Source organism: Pseudomonas sp. PLMAX, assembly GCF_046042685.1.
Taxonomy (GTDB): domain Bacteria; phylum Pseudomonadota; class Gammaproteobacteria; order Pseudomonadales; family Pseudomonadaceae; genus Aquipseudomonas; species Aquipseudomonas putida_AE.
Map to the genome: position 1 here is coordinate 4,116,916 of NZ_CP064949.1, position 17,248 is coordinate 4,134,163.

Annotated in this window: 5 protein-coding genes; all 5 read left to right on the forward strand. The window is 64.4% G+C overall.

Going from position 1 to position 17,248, the window contains the following annotated elements:
* The first annotated feature begins 108 nt into the window (after positions 1–108).
* The 5 genes from DKB71_RS18735 to DKB71_RS18755 are packed head-to-tail and all read left to right on the forward strand — an operon-like array spanning position 109 to position 17,241.
* Positions 109–11,439 (forward strand): VCBS domain-containing protein, encoded by an 11,331-nt coding sequence (locus DKB71_RS18735; RefSeq protein WP_408596519.1) that lies wholly within the window; start codon positions 109–111, stop codon positions 11,437–11,439.
* 43 nt (positions 11,440–11,482) lie between these two features.
* Positions 11,483–13,018, forward strand: a complete 1,536-nt coding sequence (locus tag DKB71_RS18740) for a TolC family protein (RefSeq protein WP_408596521.1) — start codon at positions 11,483–11,485, stop codon at positions 13,016–13,018.
* Positions 12,999–13,802 (forward strand): efflux RND transporter periplasmic adaptor subunit, encoded by an 804-nt coding sequence (locus DKB71_RS18745; protein WP_408596523.1) that lies wholly within the window; start codon positions 12,999–13,001, stop codon positions 13,800–13,802. Before DKB71_RS18740 ends, DKB71_RS18745 begins: the two co-directional genes overlap by 20 nt.
* A complete protein-coding gene (locus DKB71_RS18750; RefSeq protein WP_408596525.1) occupies positions 13,799–15,145 on the forward strand; it encodes an efflux RND transporter periplasmic adaptor subunit in 1,347 nt (448 codons plus the stop codon). The genes DKB71_RS18745 and DKB71_RS18750 overlap by 4 nt, the downstream gene beginning before the upstream one ends.
* Entirely contained in the window at positions 15,145–17,241 is a 2,097-nt protein-coding gene (locus tag DKB71_RS18755) for an HlyD family efflux transporter periplasmic adaptor subunit (protein WP_408596527.1), read from the forward strand. The genes DKB71_RS18750 and DKB71_RS18755 overlap by 1 nt, the downstream gene beginning before the upstream one ends.
* Positions 17,242–17,248 lie beyond the last annotated feature (7 nt).

A 17,248-nucleotide genomic window follows, 5' to 3' on the forward strand; every position in this document is an offset into this window, starting at 1 on the left:
CATCGCTGAAAAATCTGGAAATACCGAGGAAAAGTCCTACGCTGAACCTGTCCCCAATAGTGGGGAGGGTGTCAATGGATGAGTTCACCCTGTCTTGAGGGATTTAGTATGCAAGAGTCGCGGCGTGGTTTTTCCAGCTCTCATTTGCGTCCGCAAAGTCAGGCGCTCGCACTGGAGCCCCGAATTCTGTTCGACGGCGCAGCGGCTTCTGCTGCCGTGGATCAGCATCAGAATGATCCGGCCGGTACCCCGCCTGCCCCGGCCGCAGTCGATGTTCCCCATGCCACGCCAAACGAGGGCCATCCGGCCACTGAACCGGCGCCGTCAGCTGCTCGAACGCTACTGGTGCTCGACAGCCGCATCGAAAACCGAGAGCAGTTGGTCGCCCAGTTGCCTGGTAACGTCACCGCCATCGTGGTCAATCCGGGCGAAGACGGCCTGGCAGCGATCTCCGCGGCGCTGGCGCAACTGGGCAAGGTCGATTCGATCCAGGTCATGTCCCATGGTGCCGCAGGGCAATTCACCCTTGGCAACCGCACCGTCACCGCCGATAACGTCGCCCAGCTCGGGCAGACCCTCGAACAATGGCGCAACAACCTGACCCAGGGCGCGGATATCCAGCTCTATGGCTGCGACGTCGGCGCCGGGGCGGCCGGTAAAACCCTGGTCGCCGAACTGGCGCGCTGGACCGGCGCCGACGTGGCCGCTTCCAGCAATGACACCGGCAACACCCGCGCCGGTGGCGACTGGACCCTGGAAACCCGGGTCGGCGACATCGACAAGAGCACCGCCATCAGCAGCTTCGCCATGGCCGGCTTCGACGGCCTGCTCGCCGACGCCGCACCAACCACCACCTTGCCCACCGCTGGCAGCGACGTACTGCTGGGCGATAACTTCAGCTTCACCGTGGATTTCAGCAACACCTCCACCCAGACCGGTTTCGCGCCCTTCATCAACCTTGCGATCCCGACCACCGGCAAGGACGGCGACGACGGAGTGAACTTCATCTCCGCCACTTACCTGGGACAGAACCTGATCTCCCACCTGGTGACCTTCGATGCGTCCGGCAACGCCACCCATCCTTTGGCAAAGGACGCCAACGGCAACTTCCTGATCATCAACGCATCGACCTACGGCATGCGCCCTGGCGATCAACTGGTGGTCATTGAACTGCCGTTTGCCAGCGTCACCAACCAGCAACCGGTGATTTCGGTGCAGATCAACGCCAGCCTGAGCAACCTGGCCGACACCAGTTTCTCCGACGGCAGCCCCGACCTGAGCCTGCGCGCCAGCGGCGGCTTCCAGTTCGGCAACGATGCCCTGGATAACCCGCTCAACGATCCGAGCCTGATCCAGGCCGGTACCGCTGCGTTCGTGGTGCATCCGACCATCATTACCTTCAATGAAACCCTCAACACTCCCGAGGGCGAAACCGCAACCGGCCCCAACTTTGGCCGCACCCTGACGCTGACCGCGACGCCGGCCCCGGGCCAAACTCTGTCGAACGTGGTGATTACCCAGCCGCTGCCGGACAACGTGCAAGTCACCGCGATTACCCCCGCCGCCGGCGGACGCTTGACCTCGATCACTCTGCACGACGGCAGGGTAGTGACCAACTCGACGGAAATCGCCGCGCTGATTGCCGCCGACAATGTCTACATCAACTCCTTCACCGTGGAATACGCCAGCCTCACGGGCAAGACCGATACCTTGGTGGCGTTTTATGTGCCGGAAGTCGATGCCAATGGTGCACCGGTCATCAACCCGGTCACCGGCGATGCGGTCACCATCACCCTCGGCGCCCCGACCGGCAGCGGTCAATGGGTGCCGCTGGACTCCCGGGACGTCACGGCACCAAACACCACCATCGACTTCAGCGGCACTGGGCGCCCCACCGAGTTCATCGCCAAATCCATCACCCTGCTCAAGACCGCGACGCTGCAGACCGACATCGGCCACAGCGGCATCACACCCGGCGATACGTTGCAGTACAACCTCGACCTGGCGATTTCCGACTACTTCGCCTTCGGCAAGGACTTCTTCAACGAAGGCCAACTGATCGTGCGCGACCAGCTCAGCGACGGCCAGGCCCTGAGCGGCACGCCGACCATGACCGTCACCATCAACGGCGTCGCGCAGACCATCACGCTCGTCACTACGGTGGTCAATAATGCCGACGGCAGCACCTCAATGGCCTTCGATATCGGCCAGTCCCTGCGCAATGCCTTTTTCAATGTGCGCGGCTGGCTCAACGGCGACCTGGCCTTCGATGACCGCATCGAAGGCGCGGTGTTGGCGGTGCTCAGTTATTCGGCCATCGTCGGCCAGACCTACAAGCCGCCCTCGGGCAACCCGCAGCCGGACATCAACGAAGGCGACGAACTGGGTAACTCGGCGGTGGTCGACGGCACCCTGCTGCAAGACCCGTTCAACCTCACCGGCCAGAGCGAAACCGACACCTCCGCCACCACCAGCGTGATCCCCACCAGCACCGTGGACATCAACCTGGTCGAAGTGAACAACGGCACGCCGCCGGCCACCGGGGAATTGCGCCCCGGCGATGAAGTGACCTTCGAGCTCAGCTACGACCTGGTCACCGGGGACTATGAACAGTTCAAGCTCACCGCTTACCTGCCGCTGCCGCTGTTCGACGTCACTGGCATCGCCTGGACCGTGGGCAGTGATGTCGGCCAGTGGCAAATCGGCCCCGGCAATACCAATGCCGGCGGCGTGGTCAGTGTGACCAGCGGCGTCGGCAACTCGCTGGTGTTCGATTTCGGCAGCTTTGCCACCCAGGACACCGCGGGCAGCCGCATCGTCATCCGTTTCAGCGTGCGAGTGGGCGATCAGCCGTTCGCCGACCAGCGCTCCCTCGACGTGCTCGCGCAATCGACCCAGCAAACCACCCTCACCGACCGCACGCTAATTTCCTCGGATGTGGTGGCCATTGTGTCGGTGGCCGAGCCTGTGCTGAACATCAAGCACGGCGTGGTCTCCGGTACCAATGGCAGCGTCAGCAACACCACCGGCAGCTGGAACCCACCGGGCAGCACCGGAGTGCCCTTCAATGGCAGCGTCACTGATCTGGCGGCCGTAGACGGCAATATCGTCAACATCGACGGTGGCGACAGCCTGCGCTTGGTCACGGCGCTGGAAAACACCGGCGGCGGCGGCGCGTACGACGTCACCACCAGCATCACCCTGCCCACCGGCCTGAGCTTTGTCGGCGGCAGCCTGGCGGCGGCCAACCTGCAGATTTACCGGGGCGACGGCACGTTACTGGTGCTGGGCACCGATTACAGCGTGACCGGCAACCAAATCACCTTCCTCGACGCCGGCGGCCAGGCCACTCTCCTCGCTGGGCGCAACGGCACCGCAGCCGATACCAGCGGCACCAATCTGGTCGTGATCAGCTATGACGTGCTGGTCAGCAGCACCATTGAAGCCAGCCGTACCCTGCAATCGAATGCGACCCTGAGCAATTACGCCAGCGTCAACGGCGGCAGCGACTTCACCCCGACCGACCTTAGCGACCTGGCCAACCAGCAGGTCGCGGCGCCGGTCATCAGCAAGGTCTTCGCCGACGGCAGCCTCGACAACGGCGATTCCAGTGCCAGCCACACCACCGGCAGCGACCTGGTGATCGGCGAAAGCATGCGCTACGACATCGTCGTGACACTGCCCGAAGGCAGCACGCAGAACCTGCGCATTGATGACCTGATTCCACCGGGCATGCGCCTGGACACCAGCTTCAACGGCGGCCTGGGTTACCAGATCATCACCACCCGCGCCGGCAGTGGCGCCCTGGGTGCCGACTTTGCCGGCAGCGTGGTGATCGGTGCGTTCAACGGCACCGCAGTCGATGGCGCCGATGCGCGCTGGACCTTCAGTGTTTCCAGTGTGTCGGCGGACAACCAGACCGGTAACAACACCTTCGTGATCCGCCTGCAGCTGGTAGCCAACAACGTCATCGGCAACCAGGCCAACCTGTCCCTGCAAAACAGCGCGCAGTTGGTCTTCTCCGACCCGGACAGCGACACGCCCAATGGCGCCGTTGCCGTGGACCGCACCGTCGCACTTAGCGGCGGCCAGCCCACCGTGATCATCCGTGAGCCGACGCTGCAGGTCTCCCAGATATTGACGTCCACTGCCGGCGTCGGCGGCTACGACCAGGGTGACACGGTCAGTTTTACCATCACCATCAGCAACGGTGCCGGTGGCAGCGACTTCAACGCCTTCGACATCAGTTTCCTCGACAATCTGCCGACCCAGCTCGACAACGTGACCCTGGTCGGCGTGTTCTATCAGAACGGTGCAACCAATAACGGTGGCGTCGACTTCGAACTGGTCGGTGGCCAGTTGCGCACCGTCAACGGTGCCAACATCGACATCGCCAAGGGTGGCAGCATCGTGCTGAGCCTGACCGGGGTGGTGAATGCCTCGGCGGCCGCGCAGTCGAATTTCGCCAACGTCGCCACCGTGCAATGGACCAGCCTCGACGGCCCGCAGGCCGGCGAGCGTACCGGGGTCGATGGCCCGCTCAACGGCGGCACGCTCAATGACTATCGCAACATATCCACGCTGATCGTCCCGGTGGCCCAGGCCATTGAGATCTCGCGGGTCGGTGGCCTGCCCGACACCGCCGCACCGGCGCCGACCACCGCCCCTACCGAGCAGGTGACCATCGGCGAAGTGATCCGCTACCGCGTGGTGGTGCTGGTGCCTGAGGGCAACAACCCCAACTATCAGATCCAGATCACCCTGGCCAACGGCCTGGAGTTCATCTCCCCCGATGCGCTGGTCAACGCCTTACGCATCGCCTTCATTTCCAACGGCGGCCTGGTCAGCGATGCCAACCTGATCGTAGGTGGTACCCTCGACATCAATGGCAACGAGAACAGCCCGGAAGCGCTGCCGATTACCCCCGACCTCTCGGGCCTGGCGCCCCAGGGTGTGTTCGACCCCAGCCGGGTCACGGTCGTCACCAATGCCGACGGCAGCCAGATGGTGACGTTCAACCTCGGCAACGTGGTCAATGGCAACGGCAACGATGACGACCTGGAAGGCATCTCCCTGGAGTTCAACGTACGGGTCACCAACACCGCCAGCAACATCGCCGGTGCGCAATTGGCCGTCTCCGCCCACGAGATCGTCGACGGCGCGGGCCGCGCCAACAGCGACACGGTGCTGGAGCGTATCGTCGAGCCGAGTTTCAGCGGCCTGGACAAACAGATCGTCGCCTTCGACCCGAACCCCAGTGGCACCAGCGGCAGTGCCACGGTGCAACTGAGTTTCACCCAGAACGGCGGCCTGCCAGCCTTCGACGCGCAAGTCAGCGACAGCTTCGCCGGCGGCACCAACTACAGCCTGGTCAGCGTCACCATCAACGGCACCACCTATGGCCCGGGCAACCTGCCCGCTGGCGTGACGTTCAGCACCACGGGCGGTGTGAGCGTGAATTTCGATCAACTGGACGTTGGCGCACAGATTCAGGTGCGCTACCAGGTCACCCTGCCCAACGCGGCCATCGTCGCCAGCAGCAATGCGACCCTGACCTGGAGCAGCCTGCCTGAAGACTTCACCAGCTGGGGCGGCAACTTTGTCGGCGTCGACGGTACCGTCAATGGCGAGCGCACCGGCAGCACCGTCGGGCCGAACCAGTACATCCTGCGCGACAACGCCGGGCTCGGCGTCATCACCGGGACCCTGTGGAACGACACCGCCTCACCCACCGCTAGCACCATCCCCGACGGCGCCGGCCTGGCCGGCCAGACCGTGACCCTGACTTGGGCCGGGCTCGACGGCAACCTGGCCACCACCGCCGACAACCTGCAGTTCACCACCGTCACCGACGCCAACGGCCAATACCACTTTGGCGTGCTGCCCCTGGGCGTGTTCCGCATCGACGTGCCGCCCGGCCTGGTCAGCTACCCGCAGCCACTGGGGGATTTGCGTGTACGGGTCGACACCGATGCCGGGACCCTCGGCCAGATCACCATCAGCCTGGGCGATGCCGCCACGCAAAGTGCCGATGCCGGTTACGTCGAACAGAACGACGCCCCGGTCAATACCCTGCCCGGCCCCCAGCGCGGCCAGGAAGATGTGGCGTTGGGCATCGCTGGCATCAGCGTGGCGGACATCGATGTCGACCGCGACCCGAACGTCAACGACCGCAATGTCACGGTGACCTTGCAGGTGCTCCATGGCACGTTGTTCCTCGGCGCCACGGTGCCCGGCGTCACCGTCGGCGGCGCCAATACCGCGACCCTGACCCTCAGTGGCACCCTGGCCAACGTCAATACCGCGCTGGCCGGTCTGTTCTACCTGGGCAACGCGAACTTCAACGGCACCGATACCCTGACGGTCACCAGCAACGACCAGGGCAACTATGGCGATGCCGATGGCGACGGCTCTCCGGGCGGCGCAGGCGATGCCCTGAGCGATACCGACGCCCTGCAGATCATCCTCGACCCGGTCAATGACGCACCCGTGGCGGTCAACGACGTCGCCACCGCCCTCGAAGCCGGCGGCACCAACAACAACGTGATCGGTATCGACCCGCGGGGCAACCTGCTGGCCAACGACACCGACGTCGATATCACCACCAACGCCGACCAGTTGCGTGTGGTCTCGGTAGGTCCCGGTGCCGGCATCCAGACGCCCGTCACCGGCGTGGTGGTGATCAACGGCCTGTATGGGCAACTGCTGGTGGGCAGCAACGGCTCCTATGAATACGTGGTCGATAACAACAATGCCACGGTGCAGGCCCTGCGCCTGACCGGGCAGACCCTGCAGGACAGTTTCAACTACGTCCTCGGCGACCTCGCTGGCGACACTTCGACGGCCACCCTGACCGTGACCATCCAGGGCGCCAACGACACCCCGGTCGGCGTGGATGAAGATGGCGTCGCGGTCGAAGCCGGTGGCGTTGCCAATGGCACTCCGGGCCAGAATGCCATCGGTAACGTATTGACCAACGACACCGACGTCGACAGCGTTGCCAACGGCGAAACCCGCACGGTGACGGGCATCCGGCCCGTCGCCGAGGCCGCATCGGGTGCATTTCTGCCAGTGACCGCGGGCACCCCGAGTATCGGCCTGTATGGAACCCTGACCATCAATCCCGACGGCACCTACAGCTACGCAGTCGATAACAACAACTTGACGGTGCAGCGCCTGAGTCCGGGCCAGCAGTTGGTCGAGTTTTTCAGCTACAGGGTCACCGATGCCGGCGGCCTCGACGACGTGGCGCAGTTGCGCATCGTCATCCAGGGCGCCAACGACAACCCGGTGGCCAGTGACGACGCCGCCGAAGCTCAAGCAGCCCCAACCAACGGCACAACGCCGGAAAGCAACCCGACCGGCAACGTCATCCTGTTCCCTAGCCGGCCCGGCACCATCGACCAGGCCGGTGGCAACGGCATCGACCAGGACATCGACTCGGCGGACCGCCCCAATACCCAGCTGCGGGTGGATGGCGTCATCAACAAGAGCGAAGCCACCTACAACCCGGCCATCGATGTATTGAGCGGCGTCACTGCAGGCACCACCGAGGCCAACGGCACTGTGGTGACCGGCCTCTACGGCACCTTGCGCATCGGCGCCGACGGTTCGTATTTCTACGATGTCGACAGCACCAACACCCTTGTCCAGGGACTGCAGGCGGGACAAACCCTCAACGAAGTCTTCACCTACCGCATCACCGACACCAACGGCCTGACCGACACCGCGCAGCTGGTCATCACCGTGCACGGGGTCAACGATCCACCCGTTGCGCAACGGGTGGTGGGCCTGGCGACGGAAGCCGGCGGCATCGATAACGGCACGCCGGGAGTCGACCCTTCCGGCGATGTCCTGGTCAATGCCACCGACCCGGATGGCGATCCGTTGACAGTCACCCTGATCCAGCCCGGCGGCACCGGTGACGGCGGCACGCCGATCGCGGTCGACATCGGTGGCACGGTGCTCGCAGGCCTGTACGGGACGCTGACGATTTTCCCGGACGGCAGCTACAGCTACGCACTCGACAACCTCAATGCGGACGTGCAGGCACTGCGCACCGGCAGCGATCTGCTGCTGGAGCGCTTCACCTTCACCATCAGCGACAGCGTCGGGCCGGTGCCGGAAACCGACTCGGCGGAAATCATCGTCCTGATCCGTGGCCGCAATGACACCCCGGTCGCCGGCGATGACGCCTCCGTCGCCATCGAGGCCGGCGGCCTGAACAACAACCGCCCGGGCCAGGACCCGATCGGCAATGTGTTGACCAACGATACCGACGTCGACGGTGGCGAAGTACCCGCCGACCTGCCGAACCATGACTATGGCGAGACCCAGGCCGTTTCCAGCATACGCACCGGCGGCGAATTCGCCACCGGCACGGCGGGCACCCTGGGCAGCGAATTGCGCGGTACTTATGGCTGGCTGACGATCAACGCCGACGGCAGCTATAACTACCGGCTCGACAACAACATGGCCGAGGTCCAGGCCCTGCGCTTCGGCGAGACCCTGGCCGACCTGTTCAGCTACACGGTGATCGATGCCAGTGGCGCCGAGGACCGTGCGAGCCTGAGCATCACCATCGTCGGGCGCGACGACACGCCCGTGGCCCGCCCCGACATCAACCTGGCCACCGAGGCCGGCGGCCTGAACAACGACCGGCCAGGGCTCAACCCAAGCGGCAACGTGCTCAACAATGACACCGACGTCGATGGCAACGGCGAGACCCTGAGCGTCATCGAGTTCAACCAGGGCACCACGTTCGGCACCTTCGGCGGCGGCCTCAGGGGGCAGTTCGGCACCCTGCTGCTCAATCCCGATGGCAGCTACACCTACGTGGTCGACAACGACAACCTGCGCGTGCAGGCCTTGCGCACACCGCTCAATACCCTGACGGAGACCTTCACCTACCGCATCCGCGACCTGTTCGGCGCCACCAACAACGCCACCCTGACCATCGTCATAGTCGGTGCCAACGACAACCCCCTGGCCCAGGACGACAGCACCTTGGCCGTGGAGGCTGGCGGCACCTTCAATGGCACGCCAGGCGTCAATCCTGGCGGCAACGTACTGAGCAACGACCGTGACATCGACAGCGGCGACACCAAGACTGTCACCGACATCCGCACGGGCAGCGAAGCCGCCGGCGGCACCTTCACCACCCTGGGCGCCACCCAGAGTCTCAGTGGCCTGTACGGCACCCTGACGATCAATGCCGACGGCACCTACAGTTATGCGGTCGATAACAACCTGGCGGCGGTACAGGCACTCAAGGTCGGTGATTCCCTGGTGGAAACCTTCACCTACCGGATGCGCGACACCGCAGGCGCCACGGACATCGCCCAACTGAGCATCCGCATCGACGGTGCCTGGGATGCTCCGGTAGCGAATGACGATGTGGCCCTCGCAGTGGCCGACAACGGTAAGGGCAACGCCATCAACCCAACCCGCAACGTGTTGCCCAACGATACCGACGTCGACCAGGGCGACAGTCTTGTCGTCACCGGAATCCGCTTCGGTACCGAAGCGGCGGGCGGCAGCCTGACGCTGGTCAACGCCGGTACCGACAACACCAACGGCACCCTGGTCAACGGGCTGTTCGGCCAGTTGATCATCGGCGCCGACGGCAACTACACCTACATCGTCGACTCCAACAACCCCACTGTACTGGCGCTTGGGCCGCTGCAGTTCCTCAACGAACGCTTCACCTACCAGGTCACCGACCGTGGCGGGCAAACCGACCTGGCGGAAATCCATATCATCATCCGTGGGCGCAACTCGGCACCGGTGGCCAATGGCGATGCGGGCACGGCGGTCGAAGCCGGTGGCCTCAACAACAGCCAGCCGGGCATCGACCCGAGCGGCAATGTGATCAGCAATGACACCGATGTCGAAGACGATGCCCTCAGCGTGAGCGAGATTCGCACCGGCGGCATCACCGGGACCGGCACCAGCGGCGCCCTCGGCAGCACACTGCGCGGGCTTTACGGCGATCTGGTGCTCAATGCCGACGGCAGCTGGCATTACACGGTCGACAACAACCTGGCGGTGGTCCAGGCGCTGCGCCAGAGCGGCCAGACCCTGACCGATGTGTTCAGCTACACCCTGTCCGACTTCTTCGGCGCCACCAGCGTCGCCGAGCTGCGCATCACCGTCGACGGCAGCAATGACACGCCCATCGCCCAGGACGACCAATCCACCGCCATCGAGGCCGGCGGCGTAGCCAACGGCACGCCGGGCAGCAACGCCACGGGCAATGTGCTGGGTAACGACAGCGATGTCGACAGCGTGGCCAATGGCGAAAGCAAACAGGTGCAGTCCGTCACCGGCGAGAACGGCCAGACCGCCAGCGCAGGGCAAGTGTTGACCGGTCGCTTCGGGCAACTGATCCTCAATTCCGACGGCAGCTACACCTACCTGATCGACAACAGCAATCCTATTGTCCAGGCTTTGCGCACAGCAGGCGAAACCCTCAGCGAAACCTTCACCTACTGCGTGCGCGACACCGCCGGCGCCACCTCGGATGCGCGCCTGACCGTGGTCATCCAGGGCGCCAACGACAACCCGGTGGCGCAAAACGACAGCGCCACCGCCAGTGACCAGGTCCCTGCACCGCAAACCAGCGGCAATGTCCTGCCCAATGACAGCGACGTGGATGGCAACGATCACCTGCAAGTGGTTGGCATCCGCACCGGCGCCGAGGACGGCAGCGGTACGGCGGGCGTGATCGGCCAGCCGATCCGTGGCCTCTACGGGACCCTGGTGCTCAATGCCGATGGCAGCTACACCTACACCATCGACCAGAGCAACCCGCAGGTGCTCGCCGCCGCCGGCCTGGGCCAGGTGCTGCGGGATGTGTTCACCTACACCATCAGTGACATCAACGGCGCCACCGACCAGGCCGAACTGGTGATCCTTCTGGACGTCGCCACGCCGTTCATTCCGGCACCCCAGGGTAATTTCTTCGACCGTGATACGGGCAACCGCAACGGCAGCCTGCTGCTGCCGGATCCGGTGCCGGCGATTTTCGTCACCCCGGTGGTCGAACGCGCCGCCCTGGCCCTGGAACTGTCGACCTGGAACGCCGATGGCAGCAATTTGCGCCTGGCCTCCAACGGCGAATTCCTCAGCGAATCCCTCGGCAATGGCCTGGGTCTGGTGCCGGGCCAATACGTTGCGGATGCGGTGCGCCAGAGCAGGCTCGATGCCGAAATGGAAATGACCTGGATACTCGGCCGCCACGGCCGCATCGGCCTAAGTGCCGACGGCCTGCTCAGCGATCCGTCGCTGTTCGCCATTGATCCAGCGGAACTGACCCGTGGCCCGGCGCAGACGGAGCAGCATCAGGAGCCGCGTCAGGAGCAACGCCCGGCCCGAGGATTCAGTGCACAGCTGCGCAACGCCGCCCAACGCCTGCGTCCCGACAGCCGGGGTAATTGAAGTGTTCGAACAGAATCGATACGAAGAGCATAAAGGATTGAACATGCCAAAAAACTCGAACCGGTTTATCAGCACTGCCATCGCCTCTGCCATGCTGCTCAGTGCCTGTTCGTCGCTGGAGCCCAAGCCCGCCACTGACGAAGAGAACCGCCAGCGGATGATCGCCGACCAGACGCGCATGTATTCCGGCCAGGAACCGGTGACCGCGCCGATCACCTTTTACGATGCGGCAGCCCGGGCGTTGAAATACAACCTCGACTACCGCCTCAAGCTGATGGAAAGCGCCCTCGCGTCGGACCTGCGCGACGTCTCCAGCCATGAAATGCTGCCTCGCCTGGTGGCCTCGGCCGGTTATGCCGGACGCAACAATGACTCCGGCGGTACCTCGATCGGCATCGAAGACCGTCAGGTCAGCTTGCGTGCATCCACCTCCGAAGAGCGCTATCGCGAGTTGTATGGCCTTGGCATGAGCTGGAGCCTGCTGGACTTCGGCGTGGCCTACTACCGCACCCAGCAGAAGTCCGACCAGATCCTCATGGCCGAGGAACGCCGGCGCAAAGTCGCGCAGAACGTCCTGCAGGATGTGCGCAACGCCTACTGGCGCGCCTTGGGCGCCCAGCGCCTGCTACCGGAAGTGGACAAGCTGCTGATGCGCACCCACACCGCCCTGACTTCGGCCCGGGAAGCCGAGACCCGTGGCCTGTTGCCGCGCCAGGAAATCCTCGCCTACCAGCGCGCCCTGCTGGACTCGATCTACCTGTTGACCGTGCGCCGCCAGGACCTGGAGTTCGCCCAGGCCGAGCTGTCCGCGCTGATGTCGCTGCCACCAGGGGCGAAAATGGTCCTCGCCGACATGCCGGACCCGCCATTGCCGGAGGTGCGCCAGAGCATGGCGCAGCTGGAGCAGCTGTCGCTCGAACATCGCCCGGAAATCATGGAAGAGTGGTACCGCAAGCGGGTCAACCAGAAAGACCTGGACATCGCCAAGGCGCAGCTGTGGCCCAACGTCAGCGTCGATTTCGGCTACCGCTACGACTCCAACAAATACCTGTACAACAACGACTGGAACGCCACCGGCCTGCAAGTCTCGATGAACCTGCTGCGCCTGTTGCAACTGCCGTCGCTCAATGCCGCCCAGAAGTCCCAGAGCGAAACCGACGATACCCGCCGCGTGGCGCTATCCATGGCGATCCTCACCCAGGTGCGGGTCGGCACCCTGCGTTATCAACTGGCGCGCCAGGAAGTCGAGTTCACCGAAGACAGCCTGCGGGTCGATCGCAGCCTGCTCGACTATGCCACTGCGGCCAAGACCGGCGCGCTGGGTTCCGAGCTTGAAGTGATTCGCTCCGAAGGTCGTTACCTGCTCTCGCGTTATCAGCGCGAAGCGGCGTTCTCCAGTGCCCAGGCGGCATGGGGTCGCTTGTACAACTCGGTCGGCCTGGACGTGCTGCCCACTGAAATCGAAAAACACGACGTCAAGACCCTGGCCCGGGAAATCCAGCGCACCTTGAACGAACAAGAACAGCAACGCCTGCTCATCTCTCAGCAAGGAACGCCGAATGCGCAAAACCGCCCTTGAGTCCCGTTGCGGGGCCCTGTTGTTGGCCTGCCTGATCCTGCCCGTCAACGCCGACGACACACCGTCGGCCCCTTCAATGGCCCCCTCAATGGAAGGTGCCAGTGCCATTCGCGTGCTGCTGGCCGCGGAACTGGAAACCACCCTGTCGAGCCAGATGGCCGGCACCCTCGGCGAGCTGAAGACCGGCTTCGCCGAGCATGTCGGCAAAAACGCGGTGCTGGCGCGCTTCAACTGCAACGAGGCCGAAGCCCGCAGCAAGGTCGCCGTGGCCGAACTGGCCATGGCCAAACAGAACCTCGAAGCGAAGAAGCAACTGCGCCAGCTCAATGCCGTGGGCGACATCGAAGTGTCCACGGCCAATACCGAAGTGCAGAAGGCCGAGGGTGCCCGGGCCATGGGCGTGGCACAGAGCGGTTACTGCCACGTGCTCGCGCCGTTCTCCGGGCGCATCGCCAAGGTCTACGTCAAGCCGTACCAGACCGTCACCGCCGGCACGCCCTTGTTCGACCTGGTCAGCGACGGCGCCCTGAAAGTGCGACTGAACGTACCGTCCAACCTGCTCAAATCCCTCAAGCCCGGCCTGCCGTTGCAAGTCAGCATCCATGAAACCGGGAAAACCTACCCGGCCCATGTCAGCGCCATCAACTCACGGGTCGATGCCGTGGCCCAGACCGTCGAGCTCGAAGCACGCCTCGACGAAAAATACCCCGACCTGATGGCCGGCATGAGCGGCACCGCACGGTTCAACGAGGAAACGGCGCAGCAGAAAAGTGCTCAGCCATGACCATGAACGAGCCACTGCCGCACCCTAATCTGCTGCTGCAACTCGATGCCCTGCGTGACAAGGCCATGGCGGCCGAAACCCTGCCCGCCCTGGCCTTCAGCATGGCCAACGACCTGTACCCGCTGCTGCCGTTTCATCAAGCACTGGTGTTTGCCCAACGCGATTCGTCACTGGAGCTGTTGAATGTTTCCGGTCTGGCGCGGCCCAGCGAGGATTCGCCTTACCTGGTCTGGTTGCGGCGCGCCAGTCGCTGGCTGGCGGCTCAGGTGCCCGCGGGCGAGCCGGTGTGGCTGAGCCAGGACAAGGTCAGCGCACCCGAGGAAATAGCCGAAGGCTGGAACGAGTGGTGGCCGGCGGGCTTGTGGTGCGTGCCGGTCGAGGACCGTGGCGGGCAACGTCTCGGCCTGTTGATCCTGCTGCTGGAACAGGAGCCGCCAGCGATGTTCTGGCCGCACCTCAAGGGCCTGGTCAACACCTGGGGCTACTGCTGGGCGGCGCTGAGCCGGCGCCGGCGCCTGGGTCGTTGGTGGCCCAATCGCAAGCAACTGCTGTTGGGCCTGATCGTGCTGGGCGCCCTGCTCTTGCTGCCCGTGCGGCAAACTGCCCTGGCGCCGACAGAGATCGTCTCGCGCCAGGCACAGATCATCAGCTCGCCCATCGACGGGGTGATCGAACAGATCCAGGTTCGCCCCAACCAGCCGGTGGACTCCGGCACGCCGCTGTTCGTCCTCGACGAAACAACGCTGCGCAGTCGTGCCGAGGTCCTGGGCAAGGAAGTCATGGTGGCTGACGCCGAGCTGCTCGCCGCCAGCCAGCGGGCCTTCGACAACCCCCAGAGCAAGAACGAACTGACCCTGCTCGAAGGCCGCGCACAACAACGCCGGGCGGAACTGGCGGCGGTACAGGCACAGCTCAAGCGTACCCAGGTGCTGTCACCGCGGGCCGGCGTGGCGGTGTTCAGTGATCCCAACGACTGGCTGGGAAAGCCGGTAGTGACTGGCGAGCGCATCATGCAGGTGGCCGATCCGAGCCAGCCGGCCATGTTGATCCAGCTGGCGGTGGCGGACGCCATTGCCCTGGAACCAGGGGCCGAAGTCACCCTGTTTCTCACCGCCTACCCGCTGACACCGCTCAAGGGCAAGATCCTCGAAACCAGCTATCAGGCCCGCCCCAGCGATGAAGGTGTGGTCGCCTACCGCCTGCTGGCCAGTATTGAAGGTGAGCCTGCACATGCGCGCCTCGGCCTGCACGGCACCGCCAAGCTCTATGGCGGGCGGGTGATGCTCGGTTATTACTTGCTACGCCGACCGCTGGCGACGCTGCGGGCGTGGAGTGGCTGGTGATGAACGACCCCGCAGACCTGCCCCTGCCGCCCCTGCGAGAAGACCTGCGCCTTAGCGAAGCGGCCGATGGCAGCGACGGCGAACCGGCCTGGGTCATCCAGGACACAGTGATCAACCGCTTCTACCGCATTGGCTGGCTGGAATTCGAGTGCCTGCTGCGCTGGGGCCAGTCACCACGGCAGATCAGCGAACAAATTGCCGAAGTCACAGCGCTCAAGCCTGCGGTCGAACAGGTCCTCGACTTCCGTCAATTCCTTGAACAGCACCAGTTGCTGCGCTCCGGTCCCGAAGCCCTGGAACGCTTGAAAGCCAAGGGCGAACAAGGCAGCTGGCTGAGCTGGCGCTGGTGGTTGCATCACTACCTGTTTTTCCGCATTCCACTGCTGCACCCGCAACAACCGCTGCAACGCCTGGCCGGGATGCTCGGCTGGCTGTTCCATCCGCTCACCGGTCTGCTGGTGTTGAGCCTGAGCCTGCTCGGGGTGATTCTGGTCCTGCAGCAGTGGGACGTGTTTACCCATGCGGTGGTCGAGTCGTTTTCCACCGAGGGCCTGTTCAGTTTTGCCCTGGCGCTGATCGTCGCCAAGACTCTGCATGAACTGGGGCACGCCCTGGTGGCGACGCGGCTGGGGTTGCGCGTTGGGCACATGGGCATCGCCTTCGTAGTGCTGTGGCCGATGCTCTACACCGACACCGGCGAGAGCTGGAAGCTCAGCCGTTCGCGACAACGCCTGGCCATCGCCTCGGCCGGTATCGTCACCGAACTGTCTCTGGCCGGGCTCTCGACCCTGGGCTGGGCCATCTGCGATCCGGGCGCCCTGCGCAACGCCCTGCTCTACTTGGCAACCACCAGCTGGCTGCTGTCGCTGGCCCTTAACGCCAGTCCGTTCATGCGGTTCGATGGTTATTTCATCCTCTCCGACCTGCTCGACTTCCCCAACCTGCACGAGCGCTCCTCGGCGCTGGCGCGCGTCACCTTGCGGCGCAACCTGCTGGGGTTGCAGGAGCCATGGCCGGAAACCTTTCCCACCGGGCAACGGCGGCTGCTGGTGACCTTTGCCATCGTGACCTGGCTGTATCGCCTGGTGCTGTTCCTGGGGATTGCCCTGGCGGTCTACCTGTTCTTCTTCAAACTGTTAGGGATCATTTTGTTCATGGTCGAACTGTCCTGGTTTATCGCCCTGCCGGTGGTGCGCGAACTCAGCCACTGGTGGCAACATCGCGCGAGCGTCCCGCCCCGGCGCAAAGTACTGTTTTATGCGGCACTGGCACTGTTGCTGATCAGCCTGGCAATGCCCTGGCGCAGCCAGATCGACGCCGTGGGCGTGGCCCGCGCCGAGCAACAGTTGCGGGTCTATGCGCCCTACCCGGCGCGCCTGCAATCAATCCATTCCGAAGGTTTGGTCAAGGCCGGGGAAACCCTGATGGTGCTCGATGAGCCGGACATCGCCTCACGCCTGCGCAGCAGTGAAGCCAACGCGCGCAGCTACGAAGCCCGATTGTCCGGGCTGCTGGCCGATCCCGGCGGCCTCGCTGAAGATGCGGTGACCCGCCAGCGCCTCAACGTACAATTCGAAGAAGCCCGGGCCGCCCGTTCGGAAATCGCCCGGCTCAATCTGCAAACGCCCTTCGCCGGGGTCTGGCTGGACGTCAATCCCGACTGGAAAGCCGGCCAGTGGATCGGTCGTCAGGAGCCTATGGGCATCCTGATCGATCCGCGTAGCTGGCAGGTGGATGCCTATGTCGCCCAGGATCAGGTACACCGCCTGGCTGCTGGCGATCGCGTGCGTTTCTACCCGGACGGCCAGACTACGCCGCTTGGCGGGCATGTGCTGCAGATCGGCAGCACCCGGGCCAGCCAGCTGTCTCACCGCATGCTGTCTTCGCGCTATGGCGGGCCGGTGCCGACCACGAACGCAGAACACTCGCTGATTCCCAGTGCGGCGCTGTTCCAGGTCTTGATCCAGCTCGACGAACCCTTGCCGGCCCTGCGCGAAACCCGTGGTCACCTGAAAATCGAAGGCGAGCGCCGCAGCCTGCTGGCCGACGGCGCCACCCATGTGATGGCGGTGTTCATGCGCGAAAGTGGCTTCTAGGCCAGCC

Excerpts from the sequence above, each read along its gene's own strand:
- DKB71_RS18750 (WP_408596525.1), top strand. The coding sequence starts at position 13,799 with ATGACCATGAACGAGCCACTGCCGCACCCTAATCTGCTGCTGCAACTC.
- DKB71_RS18735 (WP_408596519.1), top strand. The coding sequence starts at position 109 with ATGCAAGAGTCGCGGCGTGGTTTTTCCAGCTCTCATTTGCGTCCGCAA.
- DKB71_RS18740 (WP_408596521.1), top strand. The coding sequence starts at position 11,483 with ATGCCAAAAAACTCGAACCGGTTTATCAGCACTGCCATCGCCTCTGCC.
- DKB71_RS18755 (WP_408596527.1), top strand. The coding sequence starts at position 15,145 with ATGAACGACCCCGCAGACCTGCCCCTGCCGCCCCTGCGAGAAGACCTG.
- DKB71_RS18745 (WP_408596523.1), top strand. The coding sequence starts at position 12,999 with ATGCGCAAAACCGCCCTTGAGTCCCGTTGCGGGGCCCTGTTGTTGGCC.